The organism is Pseudoxanthomonas sangjuensis (genome assembly GCF_010211755.1).
In the GTDB taxonomy this organism is placed as follows: Bacteria; Pseudomonadota; Gammaproteobacteria; order Xanthomonadales; family Xanthomonadaceae; genus Pseudoxanthomonas_A; species Pseudoxanthomonas_A sangjuensis.
Map to the genome: position 1 here is coordinate 75,420 of NZ_PDWR01000012.1, position 16,479 is coordinate 91,898.

General features: G+C 69.5%; 16 protein-coding genes and 1 pseudogene. 10 read left to right on the plus strand and 7 right to left on the minus strand.

The features are described from left to right. Window position 1 precedes the first annotated feature (1 nt). From CSC71_RS08210 to ubiH, 3 genes are all read right to left on the minus strand, one after another. Window positions 2-1,132 (minus strand): Gfo/Idh/MocA family protein, encoded by a 1,131-nt coding sequence (locus CSC71_RS08210; RefSeq protein WP_162373875.1) that lies wholly within the window; start codon window positions 1,130-1,132, stop codon window positions 2-4. Window positions 1,133-1,289: 157 nt separating this feature from the next. Continuing rightward, a complete protein-coding gene (locus tag CSC71_RS08215) occupies window positions 1,290-2,483 on the minus strand; it encodes a UbiH/UbiF family hydroxylase (RefSeq protein WP_162373876.1) in 1,194 nt (397 codons plus the stop codon). Further along, the gene (gene ubiH, locus CSC71_RS08220) at window positions 2,480-3,688 is read right to left on the minus strand and encodes a 2-octaprenyl-6-methoxyphenyl hydroxylase (RefSeq protein WP_162373877.1); all 1,209 of its coding nucleotides are present in this window, start codon (window positions 3,686-3,688) and stop codon (window positions 2,480-2,482) included. The genes CSC71_RS08215 and ubiH overlap by 4 nt, the downstream gene beginning before the upstream one ends. Window positions 3,689-3,868: 180 nt before the next feature. Here ubiH and CSC71_RS08225 point away from each other — a divergent pair, with 180 nt between their 5' ends. The 10 genes and pseudogenes from CSC71_RS08225 to CSC71_RS08270 form a co-directional block, all read left to right on the plus strand. Then, entirely contained in the window at window positions 3,869-4,465 is a 597-nt protein-coding gene (locus CSC71_RS08225; RefSeq protein ID WP_162373878.1) for a hypothetical protein, read from the plus strand. A 166-nt stretch (window positions 4,466-4,631) separates the two neighbouring features. Further along, window positions 4,632-5,189: a cob(I)yrinic acid a,c-diamide adenosyltransferase gene (locus tag CSC71_RS08230; RefSeq protein WP_162373879.1), complete on the plus strand. Its 558-nt coding sequence runs from the start codon at window positions 4,632-4,634 to the stop codon at window positions 5,187-5,189. Between the two features lie 119 nt (window positions 5,190-5,308). Next, on the plus strand, window positions 5,309-6,217 hold the full coding sequence (locus CSC71_RS08235) for a histone deacetylase family protein (RefSeq protein ID WP_162373880.1): 909 nt from the start codon (window positions 5,309-5,311) through the stop codon (window positions 6,215-6,217). Window positions 6,218-6,349: 132 nt separating this feature from the next. Further along, window positions 6,350-8,842 carry an LPS assembly protein LptD gene (lptD, locus tag CSC71_RS08240; RefSeq protein ID WP_425501937.1) on the plus strand — a complete coding sequence of 831 codons (2,493 nt, stop codon included), beginning with the start codon at window positions 6,350-6,352 and terminating at the stop codon, window positions 8,840-8,842. Between the two features lie 13 nt (window positions 8,843-8,855). Then, window positions 8,856-10,247 carry a peptidylprolyl isomerase gene (locus CSC71_RS08245; protein WP_162373882.1) on the plus strand — a complete coding sequence of 464 codons (1,392 nt, stop codon included), beginning with the start codon at window positions 8,856-8,858 and terminating at the stop codon, window positions 10,245-10,247. 2 nt (window positions 10,248-10,249) lie between these two features. Then, the gene (gene pdxA / locus CSC71_RS08250) at window positions 10,250-11,239 is read left to right on the plus strand and encodes a 4-hydroxythreonine-4-phosphate dehydrogenase PdxA (RefSeq protein WP_162373883.1); all 990 of its coding nucleotides are present in this window, start codon (window positions 10,250-10,252) and stop codon (window positions 11,237-11,239) included. Beyond that, the gene (locus CSC71_RS08255) at window positions 11,230-11,568 is read left to right on the plus strand and encodes a tRNA-binding protein (RefSeq protein ID WP_162373884.1); all 339 of its coding nucleotides are present in this window, start codon (window positions 11,230-11,232) and stop codon (window positions 11,566-11,568) included. Before pdxA ends, CSC71_RS08255 begins: the two co-directional genes overlap by 10 nt. Next, complete coding sequence (gene rsmA / locus CSC71_RS08260) at window positions 11,565-12,365, plus strand: 16S rRNA (adenine(1518)-N(6)/adenine(1519)-N(6))-dimethyltransferase RsmA (RefSeq protein WP_246192084.1); 801 nt, start codon at window positions 11,565-11,567, stop codon at window positions 12,363-12,365. The genes CSC71_RS08255 and rsmA overlap by 4 nt, the downstream gene beginning before the upstream one ends. A 23-nt stretch (window positions 12,366-12,388) precedes the next feature. Then, the gene (gene apaG / locus CSC71_RS08265) at window positions 12,389-12,769 is read left to right on the plus strand and encodes a Co2+/Mg2+ efflux protein ApaG (RefSeq protein WP_162373886.1); all 381 of its coding nucleotides are present in this window, start codon (window positions 12,389-12,391) and stop codon (window positions 12,767-12,769) included. Window positions 12,770-12,779: 10 nt separating this feature from the next. Then, window positions 12,780-13,625 (plus strand): annotated as a pseudogene (locus CSC71_RS08270) (symmetrical bis(5'-nucleosyl)-tetraphosphatase); the annotation flags it as partial. A 15-nt stretch (window positions 13,626-13,640) separates the two neighbouring features. Here CSC71_RS08270 and CSC71_RS08275 read toward each other — a convergent pair. The 4 genes from CSC71_RS08275 to CSC71_RS08290 form a co-directional block, all read right to left on the minus strand. Beyond that, window positions 13,641-14,150 (minus strand): dihydrofolate reductase, encoded by a 510-nt coding sequence (locus tag CSC71_RS08275; RefSeq protein WP_162373888.1) that lies wholly within the window; start codon window positions 14,148-14,150, stop codon window positions 13,641-13,643. Between the two features lie 4 nt (window positions 14,151-14,154). Then, window positions 14,155-14,949 (minus strand): thymidylate synthase, encoded by a 795-nt coding sequence (locus CSC71_RS08280; RefSeq protein WP_162373889.1) that lies wholly within the window; start codon window positions 14,947-14,949, stop codon window positions 14,155-14,157. A 22-nt stretch (window positions 14,950-14,971) separates the two neighbouring features. Further along, the gene (gene lgt / locus CSC71_RS08285; RefSeq protein ID WP_162373890.1) at window positions 14,972-15,850 is read right to left on the minus strand and encodes a prolipoprotein diacylglyceryl transferase; all 879 of its coding nucleotides are present in this window, start codon (window positions 15,848-15,850) and stop codon (window positions 14,972-14,974) included. 70 nt (window positions 15,851-15,920) lie between these two features. Next, entirely contained in the window at window positions 15,921-16,409 is a 489-nt protein-coding gene (locus CSC71_RS08290) for a TPM domain-containing protein (RefSeq protein ID WP_162373891.1), read from the minus strand. Window positions 16,410-16,479 lie beyond the last annotated feature (70 nt).

Genomic DNA, 16,479 nt, shown 5'->3' on the forward strand with positions numbered 1-16,479 from the left:
TTCAGCCCCGCGCGATCTCCACCCGCTTCCCCTCCGCCTTCGCCGAGGCGAAGGTCGCGTCGATCACCCGCAGGTCGCGCAGGCCTTCTTCGCCGGGCGCGATGAACAGCGCGCCCTGCATCAGCGCCAGCGCGTCGTCGTCCATCTGCTTCGCCTGCATGCGCGGCTGCGGGCCGAGCGACGCATCCAGCGCCTTGCCGTCGCTGGTCCGGCCGCGGTTGCCGGAATAGACCTGGAACGGCGAAACCTCGTGCCACCCCCTCTCGCAATCGACCCGCAGGATGTTCGAATTCTCGCCGTAGCTGGTCATGCAATCGGCGAACAGGCCGCCGGGGAATTCCAGCCGGAAGCGCATCGTCTCTTCCATGCCGCGGAAGATCTCTGGCCGCTTCACCTCCGCCTTCGCGGTCACCGCGACCGGCTCCAGCCCGCTGGCGTAGCGCGCGGCGTTGATCGCATACACGCCCATGTCGTACAGCGGGTTGCCGCCACGCTTCGGGTCCAGGCGCCAGTTGTCCGGGTCGTAGCCTTCGCTGTAACCGCGGTAGCCGGCCTCGGCGCGCAGCTTCAGCGGCTTTCCGTACGGCTTCTCCTTCGCCCAGGCGACGACCTGCTGCGTGATCGGCTCGTGCTGCAGGCGATAGCCGATCGCCAGCCGCACCTTGTTCTTCGTGCAGGCGTCGATCATCGACCGCGCCTCGGCCGCGGTCATCGCCATCGGCTTCTCGCACCAGACGTGCTTGCCGGTGCCGGCGGCGCGGATCGTGTACTCGGCGTGCATCGACGTCGGCAGTACGATGTAGACGACGTCGATGTCCGGGTTGTCGGCGATGCGCTCGAAGTTGCCGTAGTCGTAGACATTCTTGTCGGGGATGCCGTACTTGCGTTGCCACGGCGCGATCTTCTCCGGCGAACCGGTGACGATGCCGGCCAGCCGGCAGTGCTTCGTCAGTTGCAGCGCCGGCGCCAGCAGGTTGCCGGCATAGCCGCCCAGCCCGACCAGGGCCACGCCGAGCTTGCGTTCCGGCTTCGACTTGCCGAAGGCGGGAAGCCACGGCGACACGCCGGCCAGGGCCAGCGATTGCAGCGTGCGACGGCGCGCGGGCGAGCGCGGGGGAACCGTATTCGGCATGCGACACCTCGTTTCGGTCCTGCAGCGGCGCACAGACTAGCGCAGGAATCGTTAAGCGATGTCCTTTGCACCAGCGGCGTGGGCCGCGGCCGGAAACCGGGCGGCCCGGCGGAATGGTCCGCAAGCGCCGATCGCGGCGGCGCGGCCTGCGCCGCTGCTACAGACCCGAGGCCTTGCGCCACAGCAGGTTGGTCAGCGGCGGCAGCCGTCCGGCGAGGCCGAGCAGCGGGCCGCGCAGCAGGGTCAGGTGCATCTCGTCGTTGGAGAACAGCCGGTTGATGCCGTCGAAGGTCCAGGCGGCCGCCGTGTTCTCGCTGCGGCGCGTGCGCGCCCAGCGCGCGAGGCGGTGCGGCGTGGCCCAGTCGACGCGCTTGCCCTGCGCGTCGACGACGAGCTCGCGCAGGCCGGCCACGTCGCGCAGGCCCAGGTTGACGCCCTGCCCGGCCAGCGGATGCACCGTGTGCGCGGCGTCGCCGACCAGCAGCACGCGGCCGGCGACGTAGTGCGTGGCGAGCTGGCGGCGCAGCGGGAAGGCGGCGCGTTTCGACGCCACGCGCACCGCGCCGAGCATGCCGGCGCTGGCCGCGGCCAGTTCGCGGTCGAAACTTTCGTCGTCGAGTTCCAGCACGCGCGCGGCCTCGTCGTCCGGCAAGGTCCAGACGATCGAGGTGCGGCCTCCGGCGAACGGCAGGAAGGCCAGCGGCCCGGTGGCCAGGAAGCGTTGCCACGCGGTGTCTTCGTGCGGCTTCTCCGTTTCGATGAAGCAGACCACGCCGCGTTGCGCGTAGTCGTGCGCCTCCGTTTCGATGCCGGCGAGCCCGCGCAGCGTGGAGTTCGCGCCATCGGCGGCGATGGCGATGCGCGCATCGACGCGACTGCCGTCGTCGAGACGGACGCGGACGCCGTCGTCGTCCTGCTCGAACGATTCGACCCGCGCCGGGCAATGCACGCGCACGCCGGCCGCGGACAGCGCCGACCACAGCCGGTCGACCAGCAGGTCGTTCTCGACGATCCAGCCCAGTTGCGCGCGGCCCAGCGAATCGGCATCGAACACCAGCTCGCCGCCGCCTGCCGCGTCCCATACGCGCATGCGCCGGTACGGCTGCGCGCGCGCCTCGCACACGGACGGCCACACGCCGAGCGCATCGAGCAGCGCCGCGTTGTCCGGCGAGAACGCATAGACGCGCAGGTCCGGTTGCGAAGGCGACCAGCGCGGCGGTTCGCGGCCCTCGACGATGGCGACGCCGAGGCCCTGCTTCGCCAGCATCAGCGCGCAGGCCGAACCGACCACGCCGCCACCGACCACGACCGCATCGAGCCGGCCGCGCCGGTTCCTCGGCTGTGCGCTCATGCGGCGTCCTCCCGGCACAGCGCCGGCACGTCGCCGCGGAAACCCATCGCGCCGCCGACCAGCATCGACTGCACCGCCGGCACGTGGCTGGCGGCGAACAGGCCGCTGCTGCGCAGCGGCCGCAGCAGCGGGGCGTCGTTGGAAGTCAGCCGTGCAAGGCCGTCCGAGAACTTCAGCGTGCGCGCACGGTCCTCGCGGCGGCGCTGCGCGTAGCGCTCGAGCAGTTCGGCGGAACCCGGATCGGCGGCTTCGGCGACCAGTTCGGCCAGGGTCAGCGCATCGCGCAGGCCGAGGTTGAAGCCCTGCGCGCCGATCGGGTGGATCGTCTGCGCCGCGTTGCCCAGCAGCACCGCGCGTTCCGCGATGGTGCGCGTGGCGACGACGCGGATGATCGGGTAGGCGCTGCGCTCGCCGCTGGCAACGAAACGACCCGCGCGCCAGCCGAAGGCCTGCTGGATGCGTTCCAGCCACGCCGCTTCGCCGAGTTCGGCGACCGCGCCGGCGTCGTCGCGGGCCACGCCATGGACCAGCCCGTAGTGGCGGTCGCCGCGCGGCAGCAGCGCAGTCGGGCCGTGGTCGCCGAAGCGTTCGTAGGCGGTGCCGTCCGGCGCGCGTTCGCCACGCACGCGGGCGACGAACAGGGTCTGCCGGTAATCGTGCTCGTCGGCGGCGATGCCCAGCGCCTCGCGCACGCCGCTGCGGGTGCCGTCGGCGGCGACCAGCAGGCGCGCGGCGATCTCGCGTTCGCCGCTGGCATCGGCGATGCGGACCCCGCGCGCATCGCCAGTGCCGGCGGCGAGGCCGACGAAGCGCGCCGGGCGGTAGCGGGTCAGTTTCGACAGTTCGCCGAGCCGGGCTTCGAGCGCCTCGCCGAAGTCGCGGGCGACGACGACCTGGCCGAACCACTCGCGGCCATAGTCGGCGGCGTCCAGCTTCACCTGGCCGAAGTCGCCTTCGCGGCTGACGTGGATGCGGCGGATCGGCCCGCTCGGCGCGCGCAGCTTCTGCATCACACCGAGCGCGGTCAGCGCATTGACCGTGGCCGCGGCGAAGCTGAGGTTGCGCTGGTCGAAAACCGACGGCAGCGCACCGGCCGGGGCGGCCTCGACCATGCCCACGTCGACGCCACAGCGGTCGAGCGCGATGGCGAGGCTGGCCCCGACCAGGCCGCCGCCGACGATCAGGACATCGTGTCGTTCAGTCATGCGCCCATGATACCGGTCGCTCCCGCGGGAGCGGGCCCTGCCCCCGACCGCCATCCCGGGCGCTTCGCGGGCCGGTTCGTCGCGGCGGGCGGTCTCGCGGCCGCGGGCATGGCCCGCTCCTACGGTGGGTGCGGTAATTGGCTAGAATGTCCCGGAGCCACCCGCAACCCGACCGGAAGAATGAACACCAACACCCAGCGCGCCGTCGTCCTCGTCCTGCTGCTGTCGCTGATGGCGGCCACCCGCAGCTACCTGTTCTACCACTTCGCGCCGGTACCGGACGCGTCGTGGGGCGTGTTCTTCATCGCCGGCTTCTACCTGCGCAACTGGACGAAATGGGCGTTCCCGCTGTTCATGGCGGTCGCGGTCGGCGCGGACTATTTCTCGATCGCCGCGCAGGGCATCGATTTCTGGTCGCACTACTGCGTGTCGCCGGGTTACTGGTTCCTGGTGCCCGCTTATCTGGCGCTGTGGCTGGGCGGCAGCTTCGCCCGCCGCGCGTATTCGGAAGCCAACCCGGGCAAGTCGCTGGCTGCGGTCGCCGGCGGCCTGGTCGCATCGGTCGTGGTCTGCCAGCTGTTCGCGCAGGGCAGCTTCTACTGGCTCAGCGACAGCGTGCCGCAGCCGGCCACCGTCGCGGGCTGGTGGAAGAACTACACCGACTGGCTGCTGCCGTACCTGCGCACCGCCGCCATCTACACCGGCCTGGCGGTAATCGCCCATGTCGGCGTGCAGCAGGTCGCGCGGCTGGCGAAGCCGCAACGCAGGTCGGTTTGATTGTTTCATCCCTTCTCCCCTCGCGGGAGAAGGCGCCCCTTAGGGGCCGATGAGGGGACGCGAGCGCCGCGGGCTGCGCGCGAAAAGCCGGGCCTCCTCCCTCGCACGCTCCGCGTGCGTTTCCCTCTCCCGCTCGGGGGAGAGGGCGGAAAAAGCCGGAGTGCGCATGGGCAATCGGTTGTCGAAAATCTACACCCGCACCGGCGACGACGGCAGCACCGGCCTCGGCGACGGCACGCGCACCGGCAAGGACTCGCTGCGGGTCGATGCCTACGGCACGGTGGACGAAGCCAATTCCGCGATCGGCGTGGTGCTGGCCGCGCCGAAGGTACCCAATGGCATCCGCGACCTGCTGACGAAGGTGCAGCACCAGCTGTTCGACCTGGGCGGCGAACTGTGCATCCCCGGCCACGCGGCGATCTTCGAGGCGGACATCGAGGCGCTGGAACGCCAGCTCGACCATTACAACGACGACCTGCCGCCGCTGAAGGACTTCATCCTGCCGGCCGGCGGCGAGGCCGCGGCGCGTTGCCACCTGGCCCGCACCATCGTGCGCCGCGCCGAGCGTGCGACCGTCGCGCTGTCGCGCCACGAGGAAGTGCGCGGCGAAGCGATCCGCTACCTCAACCGCCTGTCCGACCTGCTGTTCGTGCTGTCGCGCGTGCTGGCGCGGGTGGATGGGCAGGGCGAGGTGTTGTGGAAGCACGAGCGGCGGCACGGGTGAGCATAAATCCCGCTCCACGGGAAAGCCGGACAAATAGCGAGCCGGGATAACGGACCGTAAAGGCGGCTGCGACGAATCGACAATTCCGCCGGCCCGGATTTCGTGTCAACCTCGCCGCAATGATCGTCTTCACCCACCCCGCCTGCCTGCTGCACGACACCGGCCCGGACCACCCGGAACGGCCGGCGCGGCTGGAGGCGGTACTGGAGGGCCTGCGCGGGAACTTCGACGACCTCGACTGGCGCGAAGCGCCGTTGGCCAAGCTCGGCGACCTGAAGCGCGTGCACGGGCCGGAGCACATCGAGACCGTGCTGGAAGCCGACTTCGACGGCTACCGCATGCTCGACCCCGACACCGTCATGGTCCCCGCGTCCCGCACTGCCGCGCTGCGCGCCGCCGGCGCCGGCGTGGCCGCGGTCGACGCGGTGATGAACGGCGAAACCGACACCGCGTTCTGCGCCGTGCGCCCGCCCGGCCACCACGCCACCGCGCTGGCCGCGATGGGCTTCTGCCTGTTCAACAACGTCGCTGTCGCCGCCGCCTATGCCATCGAACAGCACGGGCTGGAGCGCGTGGCGATCGTCGATTTCGACGTGCACCACGGCAACGGCACCCAGGCGATCTTCTGGGCCGAGCCGCGCGTGGCCTACTTCAGCACGCACGAATCCGGCATCTACCCGCACAGCGGCCTGACCGGGGAACGCGGCGCCGGCAACATCCACAACGCGTTGCTGCAACCGGGCAGCGGCGGCTTCCGCTTCCGCAACGTCTGGGCCGACGAGATGCTGCCTTTGCTGGACGACTTCCAGCCGCAGTTGCTGTTCGTTTCCGCCGGCTTCGACGCGCACATGCGCGACCCGCTGGCCGACCTGATGGTGGAGACCGAGGACTTCGCCTGGCTGACCCGCGAACTGCGCGCGCTCGCCCGCCGCCATGCCGGCGGGCGCGTGGTCTCGCTGCTGGAAGGCGGCTACGACCTGCAGGCCCTGCGCGAGGCCTGCGCCGCCCATGTGGCCGAACTGCGTTGAGCCGATCCATTCCGGTCAAGGGCTTGCAGGGCGCAAATGAACCCAGCCCGACGCCGGGGCATGGACTTCATTGCCCGTGTGCGGCCCATGCGGCAAGCTAACCGGCGTTTTCACCCCGGACTTTCGCATCGCGTGCGTTCCTCCCTGCGCCTGCTGCCCATTCCCCTGGCCATCGCCGCCGCCCTGCCGGCGTTGGCGGCCGACCGCAAGCCCGACAACTGGGGGCTGTGCCCGGTCCAGGACGCCATACCCGCGTTCACCGGCGCCCAGCCACCTGCCGCCGATCCGGCCAAGGCCCGCGCCGAACGCGCCGGACTGCCGACCGTGATCGAGGGCGACTCGCAGTCCGGTACCGACCAGACCCTGGAATACAACGGCAATGTCACCCTGCAGCAGGGCGACAAGTACCTGCACGCCGACAACCTGGAATACAACCAGGGAGACAGCACCTACATCGCCACCGGCAGCGTGCAATACCAGGACTCGGCGATGCGCGTGGTCGCCGAACGGCTGCACGGCAACCAGGAAACGGAAAGCCACCAGCTGGAGAACGTGAAATACCAGCTGGTCTCGCGTCGCGGCAACGGCGGCGCCGAGCGCATCGAGATGGGCGGCGCGGAAGGCCGCCTGACCGGTGCCACCTATTCCACCTGCGACCCCGAGGACCGGCACTGGGAATTGCGCGCGCGGCGCATCGACGTCGACACCGACGAAGGCTGGGGCGTCGCCCACGGCGCCAGCATCCGCATGGGCAAGGTGCCGGTGCTGTACATGCCGTGGATCAAGTTCCCGATCGACGATCGCCGCCATACCGGCCTGCTGTACCCGTCGATCAGCCATTCCGGCCGCAACGGCTTCGACTGGCGCCAGCCGATCTACCTGAACCTGGCGCCGAACTACGACGCCACCCTGACCCCGCGCTGGATGAGCAACCGCGGCGTCCAGCTTGGCGCCCAGTTCCGCTATCTGTACCCGGGCGGGAAGGGCAGGCTGGAGGGCACCTGGATCCCGCACGACGACCTAGTCGAGCGCCGCATCGACGACGCGGCCCTGCCGGTCGGCGACCCGAACCGCTACGACCCGCGCAACGACCCGCTGCGGACCGACAACCGCGGCATGCTGCGCTTCTCCGGCAGCCACAACATCGACAGCCATTGGCAGGCGCGGGCGAACCTGGCGTGGATCAGCGATCCGCGCTATCTCGAGGATTCGGGCAATTCGCTGTACGGCGTTTCCGCCGCTCGCCTGAACAGTACGGTTGGCCTGTACGGGCTCGGCCACTACTGGAGCGCCGGGGTGATGGCCAATTCATGGCAATCGGCCGACTACACGCTCAACGAGGCCAACCTGCCCTATCGTCGCCAGCCACGACTGTATTTCGATTGGGAACAGCCATTCGGACACTGGTTCGCCGCCGGCTTGCACAGCGAGGCGGTACGCTTCCAGCACGACGAAAGGGACGGCGGCAGCCGCCTGGACCTGAAACCCTACGTCTCGATGCCGCTGCAGGGCGCGGCCTGGTACATCACCCCGACCATGGCGTGGCGCTACACCGGCTATCAGCTGGATGGTGGCCTGGCCAACAGCATCGCCCGCTCCCGCGCCGCCACCGAACTGGGCATTGCCGGAAGCGCCGTCACGCCGGAACAACTGGCACCGTATCGCGACGCCAGGCCGACGCGCAGCCTGCCGATCGGCTCGCTCGACGCCGGCCTGTACTTCGACCGCGATACCGAGATCAAGGGCCAGCACTACCTGCACACGCTGGAACCGCGCCTGTTCTACCTCAATGCCCCCTACCGCGAGCAGGACGGCCTGCCGGTGTTCGACACCCGTGCATTCACCTTCAGCTGGGGCCAGTTGTTCCGCGACAACCGCTACACCGGCCCCGACCGGCAGACCGATGCCAACCAGCTGACCCTGGCCTTGTCCAGCCGCCTGCTGCGCCAGGCCGACGGCCATGAACGGTTGGCGGTGAGCCTGGGCCAGATCCGCTATTTCGAGGACTCCCAGGTCACCCTGTCGACAAGGGAAGCGCCGATCGAACAGGGCAAATCGGCCTGGGTCGCCGACATCAGCTATGCGCCGACCGACCGCTGGACCATCGGCACTTCCTACCAGTGGAACCCGAAGTACCGCCGCGACGACCTGGCCAGCGCGCGCGCGCGCTACCTGTTCCCCGACGACGGCGTGATCAACCTGACCTACCGCCACCGGCGCAACCCCTCCACCGGCAACTACCAGCTCAAGCAGGCCGACTTCTCCTTCCTGTACCCGATCAGCCCGAACTGGAGCGTGGTCGGCCGCTACTACTATTCCCTGCTGAACACCGCGACCGAAGACCCCAAGCTGCTGGAAGCCCTGGCCGGCGTGCAGTGGGACAGCTGCTGCCTCGCGGTACGCGTGCTGGCGCGCCGCTACGTGCGCAACCGCGAGGGCGAGCTCAACAATTCGATCGGCGTGGAATTCGTGCTGAAGGGCCTGGGTTCGGCCGGTCGCGACACGGAGCGCGTGCTGCGCCGTGCTATCCTCGGTTACTACCGCGACGACCTGTACCTGGTGCCGCCGAGCAACACCACGCCGGATCCCGACGACGACGATTCCGACCCCGACATGCTTCCCTGAGAAGCGCCCGAGCATGAACAAGACGAACTCCCGCAAGAACTTTCCCGCGCTCCGTCTCGCCGGTGCGCCGGTCTTCGCTCTGCTGCTGGCCGCCGCGCCGCTGGCCGCGCAACAGCTGCAGGCACTGGACCGCATCGCCGCCGTGGTCGACGAGGACGTGATCCTGCAGAGCGAACTGGAGCGCGCCGAGCACAACGTGCGCGCCCAGTACGCCAACAACCCCCGGCAATTGCCGCCGGCCGACGTGCTGCGCCGGCAGGTGCTCGAGCGCCTGGTGCTGATGAAACTGCAGGTGGCGCGCGCCAACGACAGCGGCATCCGCGTCGGCGACGACGAACTGAACAACGCGGTGGCCGCGGTCGCGCGGCAGAACGGCCTCGACGTCGACGGCCTGCGCCAGCGCCTGGCCGCGGACGGCATGTCGTTCGACGATTTCCGCAATTCGATCCGCGACGAGATCGTGGTGCAGCGCCTGCGCCAGAGCTTCGCGCAGAGCCGGATCCAGGTCAGCGAGGCGGAAGTCGACGCCGCGCTGGCGCAGCAGTCCGGCAACGGCGTGCAGTACCACCTGGCGCACATCCTGGTCGGCCTGCCCGAGGGCGCCACCGCCGAGCAGATCGCCACCGGGCAGAAGAAGATCGACGGCATCAAGGGCCTGATCGACAAGGGCGAGATGGACTTCTCCGCCGCCGCGGTGCGCTACTCCGACAGCCCCAACGCGCTGGAAGGCGGCGACCTGGGCTGGCGCAGCGTCGACGAGATCCCGACCGCCTTCGTCAACACGCTGCGCAGCATGTCGCCCGGCCAGGTCGTCGGCCCGATCCGCGGACCCAGCGGCTTCCAGCTGCTGAAGCTGGTCGAAACCCGCGACGCCGCACAGGGCGCGACGCAGCAGGTCACCGAATACCAGGCGCGGCACATCCTGGTGCGCGTCACCGACGTGCAGGATTCGGCGGCGGCCAAGGCCAAGATCGACACGCTGCGCGCGCGCATCGCCGGCGGCGCCGACTTCGCCGCGGTGGCGAAGGAATCGTCGGAAGACCCCAACACCCGCAGCAGCGGCGGCGAGCTGGGCTGGTTCGCGCTCGACGCCTTCGGCCCGGACTTCGGCCAGCAGGTCGCGGCGATCCAGGACGGCCAGGTCAGCCAGCCGTTCCGCACCGAGGCCGGCTGGCACATCGTGCAGCGCGAAGGCGTGCGCCAGACCGACGTCACCGACCAGAACAAGCGCGCGCAGGTGCGCGAAACCATCGGCCGGCGCAAGCTGGAGGACGAGTACAACCGCTTCCTGCGGGAAATGCGCGGCGAAGCCTACGTCAGCGTGCACGACGCCAGCGCGAAGACCCCCGCCCCAACGCCCGCGCCCCCGGTAACGCCGCCGGCGACGGGCGACAACGGCGGCTGACCGTGCTGCCCAGGCTGGCGCTGGTACCGGGCGAGCCGGCCGGCGTCGGCCCCGAACTCTGCGTGCGGCTGGCGCAACAGCCGCACGCCAGCCACAGGCTGGTCGCGTTCGGCGACGCCGACACGCTGCAGGCCGCCGCCACGGCCCTGCGCCTGCCGCTGCGCCTGCTCGACGGACACGAAACCGCCACCGCCCCTGGCGACCTGCCGCTGCATCCGCTGCCGAACGCCGTCGCCAGCATTTTCGGCCGGCCCGACCCGCGCAACGCCGCCGCGGTGATCGCCGCGCTCGATGCCGCCGCCGATGCCTGCCTGCGCGGCGAATTCGACGGCCTCGTCACCGGCCCCACCCACAAGGCCACGATCAATGCCGGCGGCATCGCCTACACCGGCACCACCGAGCGCCTGGCCGAGCGCGCCGGCCGCGACGTGGTGATGATGCTGGCCAACGACGTGGTCCGCGTCGCCCTGGCGACCACGCATCTTCCGTTGCGCGAGGTCGCCGACGCGATCACCCGCGACGGCATCGAGCGCGCGCTGCGCATCGTCCACGCGGCGATGCGGAAGGATTTCGGCATCGCCGAACCGGTCATCGCGGTGCTCGGCCTGAACCCGCACGCGGGCGAAGCCGGGCACATGGGCCGCGAGGAAATCGACACGATCGCGCCGGCGATCGCCGCGCTGCGCGACGAAGGCATGCGGCTCGAAGGCCCGCTGCCGGCCGACACCGCCTTCCTGCCGCGCAAGCTCGAAGGCTTCGACGCGGTACTGGCGATGTACCACGACCAGGGCCTGCCGGTGCTGAAGTACAGCGGCTTCGAGCAGGCGGTGAACCTGACCCTGGGCCTGCCCTACCCGCGCGTCGCGGTCGACCACGGCACCGCGCTCGACCTCGCCGGCAAGGGCGTCGCCGATCCGTCCAGCCTGTTCGCCGCGGTCGCGACCTGCGCGCGGTTCGTGGCGACGCGGCGTAAACTCGCCGCATGGACCTGATCGACTGGAACGATTTCGCGAGGGTTGAACTGCGCGTCGGCCGCGTGCTGTCGGCCGAACCGTTCCTCCAAGCGCGCAAGCCCGCCTACGTGCTGCAGGTCGATTTCGGCGACGGGATCGGCGTGCGCAAATCCAGCGCGCAGATCACCGCGCACTACCGCCCCGACGATCTGGTCGGACGCCTCGTGGTCGGCGTGGTCAATTTCCCGAAGAAGCAGATCGGTCCGCTGATGTCCGAATGCCTGGTCACCGGCTTCCACGACGCCGACGGCAACGTCGCGTTGTGCGTGCCCGACCGCGACGTGCCGCTGGGGGCGAAACTGCTGTGAACCCCCATTCGCCCGCCAGGACCTTCGGCGCCGCCAAGAAGCAGCTCGGCCAGCACTTCCTGCACGAACGCGGCTTCATCGAGAAGATCGTGCTCGCGGTGAACCCGCAGCCCGGCGACCGCCTCGTCGAGATCGGCCCCGGCCAGGGCGCGATCACCTTCCCGCTGCTCGACCGCCACGGCGAGCTGACCGTCATCGAATTCGACCGCGACCTGATCTTCCCGCTGACCGAAGCCGCCCGCGCGCACGGCACGCTGGAAGTGATCCACCGCGACGTGCTCGAGGTCGACTTCACCCGGCTCGCCAGCGACGGCCGCAAGCTGCGCCTGGTCGGCAACCTGCCCTACAACCTGTCGTCGCCGATCCTGTTCCATGCGCTGGAACACGCCGCCGCGATCGTCGACATGCACTTCATGCTGCAGAAGGAAGTCGTCGACCGCATGGCCGCCGAACCGGGCAGCAAGGTCTACGGCCGCCTCAGCGTGATGCTGCAGGCGCATTGCCGGGTCGTGCCGCTGCTCACCGTGCCGCCGGGCGCGTTCCGGCCGCCGCCGAAGGTCGATTCGGCGGTGGTGCGGCTGCTGCCGAAGCCGGCAAGCGAAATCGGCGTGCGCGACCCGAAGCGTTTCGAGGAAGTCGTCCGCGCCGCCTTCGGCCAGCGCAGGAAGACCCTGCGCAACGCGCTGTCCGGCACCTGCACCGCCGAGCAGATCGAAGCCGCCGGCCTGCGCCCCGATGCGCGCGCCGAGCAGATCGAGGTGGAAGGCTTCGTGAAGCTGGCGAACTTGCCGGGCTAGGCGCTGTTGATAGACTGTCGCGCATGGACAGTCCGGACTACGCCATCGACGTCGACGTCGCCACCCGTTTCCTCGCCGAGCAGTCGGTGCCCGAGGACGGCCGCTACGTGTTCGCCTACACCATTCGCATCCACAACAGCGGGCGGATATCGGCGCGACTGATCGACCGGCACTGGATCATCACCGACGCCAATGGCAAGGTCGAGGAGGTGCGCGGCGAAGGCGTGGTCGGCGAGCAGCCGTGGCTGCGTCCCGGCGACGACTACGAATACACCTCGGGCGCGGTCCTGGACACCGCGCACGGCGTGATGCGCGGCAGCTACGGCATGCTGGCCGACGACGGCACCCGCTTCGACGCGCCGATCGCGCCGTTCTCGCTGTCGATCCCGCGGACCCTGCACTGATGGGGCGCGCATGAGCGTTTGGGCGATCGGCGACCTGCAAGGCTGCTACGACGCGACGCAACGATTGCTGGAACGCATCCGCTTCGATCCCGCGCGCGACACCCTGTGGTTCTGCGGCGACCTGGTCAATCGCGGCGGGCAGTCGCTGGAGACGCTGCGCCTGGTGCACTCGCTGCGCGAACGCAGCGTCGTCGTGCTCGGCAACCACGACCTGTCGCTGCTGGCGGTCGGCGCGCGCACTCCGGAGGAACAACGCAGGGTCAACCCCGACCTGCAGCGCGTGGTGCTGGCCGAGGACCGCGATGAACTGCTCGGCTGGCTGCGCATGCAGAAACTGGCGCACGTCGATCGCGAACTCGGCTGGATGATGGTGCACGCCGGGCTGGCCCCGCAGTGGACCATCGAGATGGCCGAGCGCCACGCGGCCGAAGTCGAGAAGCAACTGCGCGGCGACGGCTACCACAAGCTGCTGCGCAACATGTACGGCGACAAGCCGAACTGGGGCCCGCAGTTGCGCGGCCACGACCGCTGGCGCGCGATCATCAACCTGCTGACGCGGATGCGCTACTGCACCCCGCGCGGGCGCATCGCGATCGAGGAGAAGGGCGCGCCGGGTTCGCAACCCAGCGGCCTGTACCCGTGGTACGAGGTGCCGGGCCGCGTGCAGCGCGAGTTGAACATCGTCTGCGGGCACTGGTCGACGTTGGGCCTGATGATCGGCCACGGCGTGTACGCGATCGACACCGGCGCGGTCTGGGGTGGGAAGCTGACCGCGCTGCAACTGGATACCGACGAACTGCGCGTCGTGCAGGTGCCGGGCCGCGACGTGCCGCCACCGCCGAAGGGCGAGTTGCCGAAGGATTGAACGCCGTCAGCGGCGTTCGTAATCCACGAACTCGAAATCGAACGCATGCTTCGCATCCTCCGGATGCGTCTCGCGCGACACGACTTGCCATGGCGAAGGATCGAATCCCGGGAAGAACGCATCGACGCCTTCGACTTCGGCATCGACATGGGTCAGGTGCAGCACGTCCGCGAACGGCAAGGCAAGCGCATAGATTTCCGCGCCGCCGATGACGCACAGTTCTTCGGCGCCCTGTTCCTCCGCGATCCGCATCGCCTCGTCGATGGAGCCGACCGCACGCATGCCTTCGAACGGCACGCGCCCGGAGCGGGTCAGCACGAGGTTCAGTCGCCCGGGCAAGGCACGGCCGAGCGACTCCGCGGTCTTCCTCCCCATCAGGATCGGCTTGCCGAGCGTCAGCGCCTTGAAGTGCCGGAAATCGTCCGGCAAATGCCACGGCATCGCGTTGCCGCGGCCGATGGCGCTGTTGCGGTCGAGCGCCGCGATCAACGAGACGCGTGGTCGAGGGGCCGGCATCGGCTCACACCGCCACCGGCGCCTTGATCGCGGGGTACGGATCGTAGCCGTGGATCTCGATGTCGTCGTAGCAGAACGAGAACAGGTCGGCGACGTCCGGGTTCAGCCGCAGCGTCGGCAGCTTGCGCGGCGTACGCGCGAGCTGTTCGCGCGCCTGTTCGTAATGGTTCGAATACAGGTGCGCGTCGCCCAGCGTGTGCACGAAGTCGCCGACGCCCAACCCGGTGGCCTGCGCCACCATGTGGGTCAGCAGCGCGTAGCTGGCGATGTTGAACGGCACCCCGAGGAAGATGTCGCCGCTGCGCTGGTACAGCTGGCAGCTGAGCCTGCCGTCGACCACGTAGAACTGGAACAGGTTGTGGCACGGCATCAGCGCCATCTTCGGCAGGTCGGCCACGTTCCAGGCGCTGACCACGAGGCGGCGCGAGTCCGGGTTGCGCCTGATCTCGTCCACCAGCCACTTCATCTGGTCGATCTGCTGGCCGCCGGCGCCTTCCCAGCTGCGCCACTGCTTGCCGTAGACCGGGCCGAGTTCGCCGTTCTCGTCGGCCCACTCGTCCCAGATGCTGACCTTGTTCTCCTTCAGGTAGGCGATGTTGGTCTCGCCCTTCAGGAACCACAGCAGCTCGTGCACGATCGAGCGCAGGTGCAGCTTCTTGGTGGTGACCAGCGGGAAGCCCTCGTTGAGGTCGAAGCGCATCTGCCAGCCGAACACGCTGCGCGTGCCGGTGCCGGTGCGATCGCCCTTCTCGGCGCCGTGCTCGAGCACGTGCCCCAGCAGGTCGAGGTATTGCTTCATTCCTTGCCTCCGGCGAATGGCCTCATGCACCGCCTCCGGCGGGTTGCACGGTCGGCGCGCGACGCGACAGCCACAGCAGGAACAGGCCGAGCAGGACCAGCGGCAGGCTCAGCAACTGGCCCATCGTGACCCAGCCCAGCGCAAGATAATCCAGCTGCTGGTCGGGCACGCGGACGAATTCCACCACGAAACGGAACACGCCGTACAGCAACGCGAACAGCCCCGACACCGCGTAGCGCGGGCGCGGCTTGCGCGAGAACCACCACAGCACCGCGAACATCACCAGCCCTTCCAACCCCGCTTCGTACAACTGCGTCGGATGCCGAGCGAATTGGTCCAGCGCGCCGGCGGCGTATTGCGCCTGCAGCTGCGCGGCGCTGAGCTTGAGGTCGACCACGTTCGGGTCGGTGGTCGGGAAGATCACGCCCCACTTCGTGCCGGTGTACTTGCCCCACAGCTCGCCGTTGACGAAATTGGCCAGGCGGCCGACAAACAGTCCGGACGGCACCAGCGGCGCGAGGAAATCGACGGTATCGAAGAAATGCAGGCGATGCTTGCGCGTCCACCATGCCGCCGCGGCCAGCACGCCGAGCAGGCCGCCGTGGAAGCTCATGCCGCCCTGCCAGACCTTGAACACGCTCAACGGTTCGGCGACGTACGCCGGCAGGTCGTAGAACAGGATGTAACCGAGGCGGCCGCCGAGGACCACGCCGAGCATGCCGTAGAACATCAGGTCGGACAGGCCTTCCTGGTCGATCCCGGGCAGGCGCCCGGCGCGGATGCGCAGGCGGGCCAGCCACCACGCCAGCACGAAGGCCACGGCGTAGGCGATGCCGTACCAGTGCACCTTCAGCGGGCCGAGGGAGAAAGCGATGGGGTCGAGCTGGTGGAGATAGGGCATGCGGCCGGCCGGCTGGGAATGTCGATGGTTATTTTGCCCCAAGCCTACGCCGGCAAGGACGGGCCATCGGTCACAGGATATAGGGGCGGTTCGGCAATTCGTCCTCGTCGGGCGCGCCGCCGTCCTGCGGGAAGTGCGCGGCGAGCAGGTCGGACACGGACTCGATGCCGGCGACGACCGCCGCCTCGGGCTCGCCGGCGTGCAGTCGCTCCTCCATCAGCTGGCACACGCCGCGCCACTGCTCGGCGCTGACCTTTCCGTCGAGGCCGCGGTCGGCAACGATCTCGATGCGATGGTCGGCCAGCAACAGGTAGACCAGCACGCCGTTGTTGGCCGCGGTGTCCCAGGTGCGCAGGCGGGCGAAGGCCTCCAGCGCGCGCTGGCGCGCCTGCACGCCGCGCAGGACCTGGCCGACCGGCAACTCGGATTCGACCGCGAACATCACTTCGCCGGTGTGCCGGCGCTCGCCCGCGGCGATCGCATCGGCGATGCGGTGCAGGCTGTCCTCGGGGAACAGCGCGCGGGCCGAACGGGCGAACAGGTGGCGCAACAGTCTCATCGTCTACCCGGCTCCCATTCACCAACTTCCCGAAGCACCGCCGCCGCCGGACATGCCGCCACCGCCCGAC